The organism is Pseudomonas sp. FW300-N2F2, from assembly GCF_017351655.1.
GTDB classification, from domain to species: Bacteria; Pseudomonadota; Gammaproteobacteria; order Pseudomonadales; family Pseudomonadaceae; genus Aquipseudomonas; species Aquipseudomonas fluorescens_AA.
On record NZ_JACNDQ010000002.1, the window covers coordinates 53,488 to 65,229 of the forward strand.

9 protein-coding genes, 4 tRNA genes and 1 riboswitch are annotated in these 11,742 nt (G+C 59.3%); of the genes, 10 read left to right on the plus strand and 3 right to left on the minus strand.

What is annotated here, in order from left to right; translation table 11 throughout:
* Nucleotides 1-3: 3 nt before the first annotated feature.
* Nucleotides 4-1,011, plus strand: coding sequence for a succinylglutamate desuccinylase (gene astE / locus J4E63_RS14880; RefSeq protein ID WP_207282540.1), 1,008 nt, complete (start codon nucleotides 4-6; stop codon nucleotides 1,009-1,011).
* A gap of 124 nt (nucleotides 1,012-1,135) precedes the next feature.
* Here the strand turns inward: astE and J4E63_RS14885 are convergent, their stop codons facing one another.
* The gene (locus J4E63_RS14885) at nucleotides 1,136-1,645 is read right to left on the minus strand and encodes a 6,7-dimethyl-8-ribityllumazine synthase (protein WP_060741013.1); all 510 of its coding nucleotides are present in this window, start codon (nucleotides 1,643-1,645) and stop codon (nucleotides 1,136-1,138) included.
* Nucleotides 1,646-1,746: 101 nt separating this feature from the next.
* A riboswitch (FMN riboswitch) is annotated at nucleotides 1,747-1,915 on the minus strand.
* Nucleotides 1,916-2,168: 253 nt separating this feature from the next.
* Here J4E63_RS14885 and ltaE point away from each other — a divergent pair.
* The 7 genes from ltaE to J4E63_RS14920 all read left to right on the plus strand — a co-directional run bounded on the left by ltaE (nucleotide 2,169) and on the right by J4E63_RS14920 (nucleotide 8,134).
* Complete coding sequence (gene ltaE, locus J4E63_RS14890; RefSeq protein ID WP_207282541.1) at nucleotides 2,169-3,173, plus strand: low-specificity L-threonine aldolase; 1,005 nt, start codon at nucleotides 2,169-2,171, stop codon at nucleotides 3,171-3,173.
* A 146-nt stretch (nucleotides 3,174-3,319) separates the two neighbouring features.
* The gene (gene alaS, locus J4E63_RS14895; RefSeq protein ID WP_207282542.1) at nucleotides 3,320-5,941 is read left to right on the plus strand and encodes an alanine--tRNA ligase; all 2,622 of its coding nucleotides are present in this window, start codon (nucleotides 3,320-3,322) and stop codon (nucleotides 5,939-5,941) included.
* 92 nt (nucleotides 5,942-6,033) lie between these two features.
* Nucleotides 6,034-7,275 (plus strand): aspartate kinase, encoded by a 1,242-nt coding sequence (locus tag J4E63_RS14900; protein WP_014339802.1) that lies wholly within the window; start codon nucleotides 6,034-6,036, stop codon nucleotides 7,273-7,275.
* A gap of 184 nt (nucleotides 7,276-7,459) precedes the next feature.
* On the plus strand, nucleotides 7,460-7,648 hold the full coding sequence (gene csrA / locus J4E63_RS14905) for a carbon storage regulator CsrA (protein WP_003178872.1): 189 nt from the start codon (nucleotides 7,460-7,462) through the stop codon (nucleotides 7,646-7,648).
* Between the two features lie 62 nt (nucleotides 7,649-7,710).
* Nucleotides 7,711-7,801, plus strand: a tRNA-Ser gene (locus J4E63_RS14910).
* A gap of 107 nt (nucleotides 7,802-7,908) precedes the next feature.
* Nucleotides 7,909-7,985 (plus strand) — tRNA-Arg (locus tag J4E63_RS14915).
* Nucleotides 7,986-8,057: 72 nt separating this feature from the next.
* Nucleotides 8,058-8,134, plus strand: a tRNA-Arg gene (locus tag J4E63_RS14920).
* A 40-nt stretch (nucleotides 8,135-8,174) separates the two neighbouring features.
* Here the strand turns inward: J4E63_RS14920 and J4E63_RS14925 are convergent.
* Complete coding sequence (locus tag J4E63_RS14925) at nucleotides 8,175-8,678, minus strand: cell envelope protein SmpA (protein WP_207283214.1); 504 nt, start codon at nucleotides 8,676-8,678, stop codon at nucleotides 8,175-8,177.
* A gap of 322 nt (nucleotides 8,679-9,000) precedes the next feature.
* Between J4E63_RS14925 and mgtE the strand changes: the two genes are divergently transcribed.
* On the plus strand, nucleotides 9,001-10,443 hold the full coding sequence (mgtE, locus tag J4E63_RS14930; RefSeq protein ID WP_060741018.1) for a magnesium transporter: 1,443 nt from the start codon (nucleotides 9,001-9,003) through the stop codon (nucleotides 10,441-10,443).
* Nucleotides 10,444-10,756: 313 nt separating this feature from the next.
* Here mgtE and J4E63_RS14935 read toward each other — a convergent pair whose 3' ends face one another.
* Nucleotides 10,757-11,083: an Arc family DNA-binding protein gene (locus J4E63_RS14935; protein WP_060741019.1), complete on the minus strand. Its 327-nt coding sequence runs from the start codon at nucleotides 11,081-11,083 to the stop codon at nucleotides 10,757-10,759.
* Between the two features lie 528 nt (nucleotides 11,084-11,611).
* Between J4E63_RS14935 and J4E63_RS14940 the strand changes: the two genes are divergently transcribed.
* A tRNA-Arg gene (locus J4E63_RS14940) sits at nucleotides 11,612-11,688 on the plus strand.
* Nucleotides 11,689-11,742 lie beyond the last annotated feature (54 nt).

The window sequence follows — 11,742 nt, forward strand, 5'->3', positions numbered from 1 at the left end:
GCTATGCTCGCCCTCGGCAAACTGCTTGAACTGACCCTCGCCGGCCGTGAACCGGCGGAGAAGACTCAACTGACTGTCGAAGGCGTACGGATGCGCTGGTTGAGCGAGGGCGCGCTGGAGGTCAAGCCGCCCGAAGCCCGGGATAACGGCCTGGACCTGCTGCTGTCGGCCGGTATCCACGGCAATGAAACCGCGCCGATCGAATTGCTCGACCGCCTGCTGCACGACATTGCCCGTGGCGACCTGAAACCGCGGGCACGCATTCTGTTCCTGTTCGGCAACCCCGAGGCCATCCGGCGCGGTGAGCGTTTCGTCGAACAGGACGTCAACCGGCTGTTCAACGGTCGCCATGAGCTCAGTGGCGGTCCTGAAGCGCTGCGGGCCTGCGAGCTGGAGCGGCTGGCCGCCAGTTTCTTCAGTCGGCCGGAACGCAGTCGCTTGCATTACGACCTGCACACCGCTATCCGCGGCTCGAAGATCGAGCAGTTTGCCCTGTACCCATGGAAGGAAGGCCGCGCGCATTCACGCCGTGAGCTGGCACGCTTGCGTGCCGCGGGCATGGAGGCGGTGTTGCTGCAGAACAAGCCGTCCATCGTCTTCAGTGCCTACACCTACGATCAGCTCGGCGCCGAGTCCTTCACCCTGGAACTGGGCAAGGCCCGGCCGTTCGGGCAGAACGACGGGGTCAACGTCAGCCTGCTGGAAACTCGCCTGCAACAGATCATCGAAGGCAACGAACCGGCGCTGGATGAAGGCCTCGACGGCCTCCAGCTATTCAGCGTGGCGCGGGAAATCATCAAGCACAGCGACAGCTTCCGCCTGAACCTGCCGGCGGACATCGAGAACTTCTCCGAGCTTGAAAAAGGTTATGTGCTGGCCGAGGACATCGCCCAGACCCGCTGGGTGATCGAAGAGGAGGGCGCCCGGATCATTTTCCCGAACCCCAAGGTCAAGAATGGCTTGCGGGCCGGGATCCTGATCGTGCCGGCGACTGACGAAAACCTGATCTAAAACCCACGCCGAACCATTGTGGGAGCGAGCTTGCTCGCGATAGCGGTGTTCCAGTCAAATGTTGAAGGTGACTGACACTCCGTCATCGCGAGCAAGCTCGCTCCCACAGGTTTTTTAGTGGCTTTTAGCTCGCTACCGCCCGCTGCTCACTGCGACGCAACGCCCGGGTCTTGTGCAAGGTATCGGCGCAAGTCTTCGCCGCTTCCTGGCCCTTGTGCACGAAATGCTCGAAGAAGAATTTCTGATGCTCTTCCCCGGCATGGAAATGATGCGGCGTGAGCACCACCGAGAACACCGGCACTTCGGTTTCCAGCTGCACCTGCATCAGGCCGCTGATGACCGATTGGGCAACGAACTCGTGACGGTAGATGCCCCCGTCCACCACCAGGCCGGCGGCGACGATGCCGGCGTAGCGGCCTGACTTGGCCAGCAGCTTGGCGTGCAGCGGAATCTCGAAGGCGCCGCCGACTTCGAAGAAGTCGATGTCGCTTTCCTGGTAACCCTGGGTGATCATTTCGGCGACGAAGCCTTTACGGCTCTGGTCGACGATTTCCTTGTGCCAGCAGGCCTGGATGAACGCGACGCGCTCGCCCGGATGACTTTTGCTTTTGCTGTCGATTGCAGTGGGTTGCATGTTCTGGTTCCTGTTTGTGTGAAAAACAGGGCGTCATGAATCGAAGGGGATTCGAGGGTACGCCGCGTACAAGACAGTCGCAGTCGGCCCTTGGGTACCAATCCCGTTCTCTCTTCATCCGGACTATGACCGTCGGCCCCGGGATCACACCGGGTCTGCTGACCTTGCCGCTACACCCCAAAAGGCGGTGTAGCACCAAGCGCTCGCGGGCTATACACGTTGCGTGCAATTACCGCCGGTGGGGAATTACACCCCGCCCTGAGAACGTTTTTGCCGCCATGGTTGTTGGCAGCGGAGGATTTTTAACACATAACCTACTGTGGGAGCGAGCTTGCTCGCGATAGCGCCATTGCAGCCAGCATCAAGGCAAGCTGAACCACCGCTATCGCGAGCAAGCTCGCTCCCACAGGAGTTCCGGATAATCTTCAGGCTTTCCGTCGATCAGGCTTGATTATTCCTGCCCATGCCCGCAGTAATTGCCCTTCGAAAGGGAATTCCCCCACCAGAGCCCGAGGCCAGATTCATGAGTGTTATCGATCTTCGCAGCGACACGGTCACCCAACCTACTGCCGGCATGCTGGATGCCATGGCCAGCGCGCCAACCGGCGATGATGTGTATGGCGAAGACCCGACCGTCAATCGCCTCGAAGCCGAACTGGCTGGGCGCCTGGGCTTCGCTGCGGCAATGTTCGTGCCCTCGGGCACGATGAGCAATCTGTTGGGGTTGATGGCCCACTGCGAGCGCGGCGATGAGTACATCGTCGGTCAGCAGGCCCACACCTACAAATACGAGGGCGGCGGTGCGGCGGTGCTCGGTTCGATCCAGCCCCAGCCTCTCGAGGTGCAGGCGGACGGTTCCCTGGACCTGGCGCACGTCGCCGCGGCGATCAAGCCCGATGACTTTCACTTTGCCCGCACCCGCCTGCTGGCCCTGGAAAACACCATGCAGGGCAAGGTGCTGCCCTTGGAATACCTGGCCCGGGCCCGGCGTTTCACCCAGGAGCATGGCCTGGCCCTGCACCTGGACGGGGCGCGACTGTACAACGCCGCGGTCAAGCTGAATGTCGATGCCCGGCAAATCACGCAACATTTCGATTCGGTGTCGGTGTGCCTGTCCAAGGGCCTTGGCGCTCCGGTGGGCTCGGTCCTGTGCGGCAGCGTCGAACTGATCGGCAAGGCCCGCCGGCTGCGCAAGATGGTCGGTGGCGGCATGCGCCAGGCCGGGATCCTCGCGGCGGCAGGGCTGTATGCCCTGGAACATCAGGTCCAGCGCCTGGCCGATGACCACGCCAATGCCCAGCGGCTTGCCGAGGGCTTGCGTGGGGCGGGCTACGAGGTCGAGCCGGTGCAAACCAACATGGTCTACGTACAAATGGGCGAGCGGGCCGAGGCGATCAAGGCGTTTGCCGATGAACGGGGTGTCAAGCTCAGCGCGGCGCCACGCCTGCGAATGGTGACGCACATGGACGTGAGCGCGGCGCAAATCGACCAGGTGGTCGCCACTTTCGTCGAATTTTCTCGCCAATGACCCGCTAACCGGGGCAATTGACAGTTTCTATCGTATAAACACGCTGTACCCCACGCGCAGGGCCGATATAATGCGGCCCTTTGCCGTTGCTTCGTCTGTTGACGTTTTGCACAGGCCTTTGGCCGCAGCCTCCGTGGAAGAACCTAATGAAAAGCGCAGAAATCCGTGAAGCCTTCCTTCGCTTCTTCGAAGAGCAAGGCCACACCCGAGTAGCCTCCAGCTCTTTGATTCCGGGCAACGACCCGACCCTGCTGTTCACCAACGCGGGGATGAACCAGTTCAAGGACTGCTTCCTGGGCCAGGAAAAACGTGCCTACACCCGCGCGGTAAGCAGCCAGAAGTGCGTGCGTGCCGGCGGCAAGCACAACGACCTGGAAAACGTCGGCTATACCGCACGTCACCACACGTTCTTCGAAATGCTGGGTAACTTCAGCTTCGGTGACTATTTCAAGCGTGACGCCATCACCTTCGCCTGGACCTTCCTGACGTCCGACAAGTGGCTGAACCTGCCCAAGGAAAAGCTTTGGGTAACGGTCTATGCCACCGACGACGAAGCCTATGACATCTGGACCAAAGAGGTCGGTGTCCCGGCAGAGCGCATGGTGCGCATTGGCGACAACAAAGGCGCGCCTTACGCCTCCGATAACTTCTGGACCATGGGCGACACCGGCCCATGCGGCCCTTGCACCGAGATCTTCTACGATCACGGCGCCGACATCTGGGGCGGCCCACCCGGCTCGCCGGAAGAAGACGGCGATCGCTACATCGAGATCTGGAACAACGTATTCATGCAGTTCAACCGCACCGCCGATGGCGTGTTGCATCCGCTGCCAGCGCCGTCGGTGGACACCGGCATGGGCCTGGAACGGATCAGTGCGGTGCTGCAGCACGTTCACTCCAACTACGAAATCGACCTGTTCCAGAGTCTGCTGAGCGCGTCGGCCAAGGCCATCGGTTGCACCAACGACAACCAGGCCTCGCTGAAAGTGGTCGCCGACCACATCCGTTCCTGCGGCTTCCTGATTGCCGACGGCGTGCTGCCTTCCAACGAAGGCCGTGGTTATGTACTGCGCCGGATCATCCGTCGCGCCTGCCGTCACGGTAACAAGCTGGGCGCCAAGGGCAGCTTCTTCTATCAGATCGTCGCGGCATTGGCGGCCGAGATGGGCGACGCCTTTCCGGAACTCAAGTCCCAGCAGGCGCATATCGAACGCGTACTCAAGGCTGAAGAAGAGCAATTCGCCAAGACCCTGGAGCAAGGCTTGAAGATCCTCGAGCAGGACCTGGCCGAACTCAAGGGCAACGTGGTCCCGGGCGACGTGGTGTTCAAGCTGTACGACACCTATGGCTTCCCGATGGACCTGACCGGCGACATCGCCCGCGAACGCAACCTGACCCTCGACGAGGAAGGGTTCGAGCGCGAGATGGAAGCCCAGCGGGTGCGTGCGCGTTCCGCCAGCTCCTTCGGCATGGACTACAACAGCCTGGTCAAGGTAGACGTGGCCACCGAGTTCACCGGTTATGCCGGCACCACCGGCTCGGCCAAGATCGTTGCCATCTATAAGGACGGGCAATCGGTCGACATCCTGAGCGAAGGCCAGGAAGGTGTGATCGTGCTGGACAAGACCCCGTTCTACGCCGAGTCCGGCGGCCAGATCGGCGACAGCGGTTACCTGCAGGCGGGCAGCTCGCGTTTCGACGTGCGTGACACCACCAAGACCGGCGGCGCGTTCCTGCACCACGGCGTGCTGGCGTCGGGCAGCCTGATGATCGCCGCCCCGGTGGCCGCCCATGTCGACGCCGAAGTGCGCCATGCCACGTCGCTGAACCACTCCGCCACGCACTTGCTGCACGCGGCGTTGCGCCAGGTGCTGGGCGAGCATGTCCAGCAGAAGGGCTCGTTGGTGGACAGTCAGCGCCTGCGCTTTGACTTCAGCCATTTCGAAGCCATCAAGCCTGAGCAACTCAAGGCGCTGGAAGAGATCGTCAACGCCGAGATTCGCAAGAATTCCCCGGTGGAAACCGAAGAGACCGACATCGAGACCGCCAAGCGCAAGGGCGCGATGGCGTTGTTCGGTGAGAAGTACGGCGACAGCGTGCGCGTGCTGAGCATGGGCGACTTCTCCGTTGAACTGTGCGGTGGTATCCACGCCAACCGGACCGGCGACATCGGCCTGATGAAAATCGTCAGCGAAGGTGGCGTAGCATCCGGTGTGCGCCGGATCGAAGCGGTCACCGGCGCCGCGGCCCTGGCGTACCTCAACGCGGCCGAAGAACAACTCAAGGAAGCGGCTACCCTGATCAAGGGCAGTCGCGACAACCTGATCGACAAGCTGTCGGCTGTGCTGGAGCGCAACCGTCTGCTGGAGAAGCAGCTCGAGCAGTTGCAGGCCAAGGCCGCCAGCGCCGCGGGCGACGATCTGTCGGCCCAGGCGGTGGACGTCAAGGGTGTGAAGGTGCTGGCCGTGCGTCTGGACGGCCAGGATGGCAAGGCGCTGCTGGCGCTGGTCGATCAACTGAAAAACAAACTCGGCCGCGCAGTGATCCTGCTCGGCAGTGTCCATGAGGAAAAGGTCGTTCTCGTCGCAGGCGTGACCAAAGACCTGACTGGCCAACTCAAGGCCGGTGATTTGATGAAGCAGGCCGCTGCGGCAGTGGGCGGCAAGGGCGGTGGTCGTCCGGACATGGCGCAAGGCGGTGGTACCGACGTCGGCGCCCTGGACGCGGCACTGGCCCAGACCGTTGCATTCGTAGAGCAGGGTATTTAAGGCAGCGTCGCCGGGCTCGTGGTCTAGTGACGAGCCTGGCCGCTGTTTGAGTGATTTATTGGGCGCCCTTCATGGGCAGAGGCGGCTTTGAAATGGCTTTGATCGTACAGAAATTTGGAGGCACCTCGGTCGGCACTGTCGAGAGAATCGAACAAGTCGCCGACAAGGTTAAGAAATTCCGTGAAGCGGGCGATGACCTGGTGGTTGTGCTGTCGGCAATGAGCGGCGAGACCAACCGTCTGATCGATCTGGCCAAGCAAATCAGCGGCGACCAGCAACCGGTTCCCCGTGAGCTGGACGTGATCGTTTCCACTGGCGAGCAGGTGACCATCGCCTTGCTGGCCATGGCGCTGATCAAGCGTGGCGTGCCGGCGGTGTCCTACACCGGCAACCAGGTGCGTATCCTGACGGACAGCGCGCACAACAAAGCGCGTATCCTGCAGATCGACGACCAGAAGATTCGCGGCGACCTGAAGGCTGGCCGTGTCGTGGTTGTCGCCGGTTTCCAGGGCGTTGACGAGCAGGGCAATATCACCACCCTCGGCCGTGGCGGTTCCGACACCACGGGCGTAGCACTGGCGGCGGCTCTCAAGGCTGACGAATGCCAGATCTACACCGATGTGGACGGTGTCTACACCACCGACCCACGGGTGGTGCCTGTGGCCCAGCGCCTGGACAAGATCACGTTCGAAGAAATGCTGGAAATGGCCAGTCTCGGCTCGAAGGTGTTGCAGATCCGGGCGGTTGAGTTCGCCGGCAAGTACAACGTTCCGCTGCGCGTCCTGCACAGCTTCAAAGAGGGTCCGGGCACCCTCATTACTATTGATGAAGAGGAATCCATGGAACAGCCGATCATTTCCGGCATCGCTTTCAACCGCGATGAGGCCAAGCTGACCATCCGTGGCGTGCCAGACACCCCCGGCGTGGCGTTCAAGATTCTCGGCCCGATCAGTGCCGCGAACATCGAAGTCGACATGATCGTGCAGAACGTCTCGCACGATAACACCACTGACTTCACCTTCACCGTGCACCGCAACGACTACCAGTCTGCCGAAGCGATCCTGAAAAAGACCGCTGGCGAGATCGGTGCCCGGGAAGTGGTGGGCGATACCAAGATCGCCAAGGTCTCGATCGTCGGTGTCGGCATGCGTTCCCACGCAGGCGTGGCCAGCCGCATGTTCGAATCCCTGGCCAAGGAAAGCATCAACATCCAGATGATCTCTACTTCGGAAATCAAGGTTTCCGTGGTGATCGAAGAGAAATACCTGGAACTGGCCGTGCGCGCCCTGCACACGGCTTTCGAGCTCGACGCTGCTGCCCAGCCGGGCGAGTAAAGCGTTATCCAGAGGGCGCGGCTGGACCGCGCCCTTTGTTTTTCTGAATGGCGCGTCCCAAAACTGTTCTTTTGCCCGCGCTGGTCAATACTAGGCCTGTAGGCTTCGACCGTTTCGGTTGTAGGTCCAATGCCTTTTTTTTGCAGACTGTTGTCCCTTAAGTGAATTGCGTGAGGAGAAAGGTATGCTGATTCTGACTCGTCGGTGTGCAGAAAGCCTGATTATTGGCGATGGCGAAATCACCGTGACCGTGCTCGGCGTCAAAGGAAACCAAGTGCGTATCGGCGTCAACGCCCCGAAAGAGGTTGCTGTACACCGGGAGGAAATCTACCTGCGTATCAAGAAAGAGAAGGACGACGAACCAAGCCATTAATTTTTATCGATTTTTATGTTTGCAAACGGGGATGAAGGTGGTTAATATACGCCCCGTGTTGCGGAGAGCTGGCCGAGTGGCCGAAGGCGCTCCCCTGCTAAGGGAGTACACCTCAAAAGGGTGTCGGGGGTTCGAATCCCCCGTTCTCCGCCATTATTCGTTTAGTGCGTCAGAACCTGGCTTGATCAGTAAGTGATTGAAATTACTGAAAAAAGCGCTTTACAAAAGGAATTGACGACCTATAATGCGCGGCAACAAATGCACTCGTAGCTCAGCTGGATAGAGTACTCGGCTACGAACCGAGCGGTCACAGGTTCGAATCCTGTCGAGTGCACCATTTAAGAGTTGTTTGCAGCAATGCAAATAACTTGGCTTCAACCAGTTGTGATCTGGTATAAAACCACAACTTGCACTCGTAGCTCAGCTGGATAGAGTACTCGGCTACGAACCGAGCGGTCACAGGTTCGAATCCTGTCGAGTGCACCAAACACCAAAAAGCCCGCGTTTAACGCGGGCTTTTTGCTGTCTACGATTTGCCTTTCACGCACCCCCTTTCATCGAACACGACCTCTGCGCTGCGACCTTTCTTCGCCTTGTAGGTATACCGTGTGCTCGAATTTCGAATCTTGATTGAGTCTGGCTTGCCCAGGGCGCTCTCGACGTCCTGTTGGCTCATGCCGATGACGATTCGTCGTTCCAGGATGGCGTCGCGGCGTTGCCTGGCATCGATGAGGTTCCCGCAGCGGTCCTGGAACTGGCCAACCACGGTCGGCTCCTTGCGTGTGGTTGTGTTGCCGGATGTTTGCCGATGCTCCGCTTCGGGCAGCATCGCCTCGGTCGTCGGCTCGATCGAACCTGGGCTGTAGGGATGGATCTGCTGGAGTGACAGGGCTTCACCCGGGCCACAACTCAAGGTGGTGAATGTCACGTGCCCCGCGCTGCTTTCGCAGCGATGCACGGTTTGCCCGGCGGCCCACAAAGGCAGGCAGGGCAGGCTGGCGAGCAGGATCAGGTAGTGGTTGATGGGCATCCGGTCGTCCTCCTTGACGGTGCAGGAGAACAGGTTAGTCGCGGCATTTCTGTCGAGGCGTGTGTTTTCTTTTCCGGATAAGTCGTCGTAAAGCGGAAGGTTCAGCCTGCGTTCAGGTTTGTCTCGCAAGCGCTTGTTCTTGCCATGATTTTTTAGCGTTTTAAAGCGTCAAGCGGTGTATGATTGCGCCCGTCAGCCCCGCCGGGGCTTTGGAATATCTCCATGGACTTACCCAGTAGTTACTCAATATTTAGTTTTGCCAATCATGAATTAACTGATTGATCCTTCCGGCGTGCTCCACTGCTGGGAGTGGAGTTCGCCTATGACCCAAGTAGAAGTAAAAAAAACGCAGGAAAGCCTTCAGGATCGTCTCGCTCAAGTCGTTGAGCTGCTGCAGCGCCAGCGGGTCGTCGAAGACCTGACGCATCGCCAGGAAGGCCCGAATCATGACCGGGTCGAGAACCTGGTCCACCGGCAGAATCTCGTCGAGTTGCAACGCAAGCTCGATGACCTGCACTCCGCCGACGTCGCCTACATTCTTGAAGCCTTGCCCCTGGAAGAGCGTCTGACGGTCTGGCAGTTGGTCAAGGCTGATCGAGACGGTGACATCCTGCTCGAAGTGTCGGACTCGGTTCGTGAAACGCTGATCGCCGACATGGATGATCATGAGTTGCTGGCGGCGGCCAAGGAAATGGACGCCGACGAACTCGCCGACCTTGCGCCCGAACTGCCACGGGACGTTGTCCACGAACTGATGGAAGCCCTCGACGGCCAGCAACGTGAGCGTGTGCGCTCGGCGTTGTCCTATGACGAGGAGCAGGTCGGTGCGTTGATGGACTTCGAGATGGTGACGATCCGCGAGGATGTCAGCCTTGAAGTGGTCTTGCGCTACCTGCGTCGTCTCAAGGAACTGCCTGGCCATACCGACAAGCTTTTCGTGGTCGACTACGACGGCGTGCTCAAGGGCGTGCTGCCCATCAAGCGTTTGCTCGTCAACGACCCGGAAAAGCAGGTGGCCGAGGTCATGGCCAGCGATCCGGTGAGCTTCCACCCGGACGAAGACGCCTACGATGCGGCCCAGGCATTCGAACGTTATGACTTGATTTCCGCACCGGTGGTCGACAAGAACGGCAAGTTGATCGGCCGTCTGACCATCGATGAAATGGTCGACTTGATTCGTGAGGAAAGCGAAAGCGAAGTCCTCAACATGGCCGGTCTGCGCGAAGAAGAAGACATCTTCGCCTCGGTCTGGAAGTCCCTGCGTAACCGCTGGGCCTGGCTGGCGATCAACCTGATCACGGCATTTGTCGCTTCCCGGGTCATCGGCCTGTTCGAAGGCTCCATCGAGAAGCTGGTGGCGCTCGCGGCGCTGATGCCTATCGTCGCCGGTATCGGTGGCAACTCCGGTAACCAGACCATCACCATGATCGTCCGTGCTATGGCGCTGGACCAGGTCAGCACCGGCAATACATCACGATTGATGCGCAAGGAACTGGCGGTCTCCTTGATCAACGGCGTGATTTGGGGTGGGGTGATTGGTGTGGTGGCTTATCTGCTTTATGGCAGCTGGTCGCTGGGGGTGGTCATGACGGCCGCAATGACGCTCAACCTGCTGCTGGCGGCATTGATGGGGGTCTTGATCCCCATGACCCTGGCCCGCATGGGGCGCGATCCTGCCATGGGTGCCAGCGTCATGATTACCGCTGTGACCGACAGCGGCGGGTTCTTCATTTTCCTGGGGTTGGCGACGATTTTCCTGCTCTGAATCGCTCATCGAGAAACCCGCCTGTTTGGCGTGAAACTGTCCACTTGGAAAAAACGGCGCTTCTTTCAGAAATGGGAAGCGCCGTTTTTTTTGAGCTTCTTTCGATTGATGGGGCGCCGAGATCAAGCGTCCAAAGCAAGAGCAGCTGGCAGGTCCAGCCGCTATGCAACGGCACCACCGCTATCGCGAGCAAGCTCGCTCCCACATAGGGTCGTGGGTGTCCACGATATGTGTGCTGTCATGCATTTCAGCTGGGCCAAACGCCAGGCACAAAAAAGCCAGCACGAGGCTGGCTTGAGTGTTTTGGCTGTGATCAGGTCGCTTCTGCGGCCATCTCTACGTCATGTGCAATCAGCGAAACAAGGGCGTTCTGCTGACGGTGGGAGAGTTGTCGGAAGCGTTGAAGCAGCTCGCGCTCATGCAAAGACAGCTCCGGGCTGTCCAGGCGCATGCTCAGCTCTTCACCCAGTGCGCCTTCCTGAATCAGGCTTTGCTCCAGGCGCGCAATGATTTCAGAGTTCATGCTGCGATGATGATTACGAGCCACCTCGGCAATGCGTTCCCGCATTCCGTCTGGCAGACGTACGACGAACTTGTCAGCCGTACGGCTGGAATAAATTGCCTTTGTCATTGGGCGCATATTTATTTAACCGGTTAGTTCAGGGGAGCGGTTCTCGGGATTGGCCGCAGGATGTCGATAGGACAAGCTCCACTGCCAAATGTTCAACCTGAATTGTTAAGAGGCCCGCATCATGCCTCAAAATTGCCAGATCATTGGCGCCAATTCTGTGACAAATTCTGATCCGGGTAAAGGCGTTATGCCAGCACCTTTCATCAAAAAATGCGGACTGGTTGGAAAAAAACAACAGGTTCGCATTTTGTGACCGTCGAATTGTGTCGTTGTGCCATACCGTCTGGCGGATAACGGAAATGGACCAAAACGCTTGTCGTCCCTGTCTTGTATAGGATAGTGGCAAATGGCCGATTTACTAGGATAAACACGCCAGGGGCAGATGAATGGCGGCCGGGGCCAACCGCTTGGCCTTGTCAGCCTTCCGAGCAGTACCATTTGCCTACACTTAAAAAAACAGCGACGACATGACAAACGCAGGGCAGGTCGTTACCATGCACGCCGTCCCGCGCACCGCGTTTCTCGTGGTCGACTCGTGTCTCAGTAGCTCAATTGGATAGAGCATCCCCCTCCTAAGGGGAAGGTTGGCAGTTCGAACCTGCCCTGGGACACCATTATAAACAGTGGGTTAGCGCACATGCCGCTGACTTTTCCTGGTTGCATTGCCC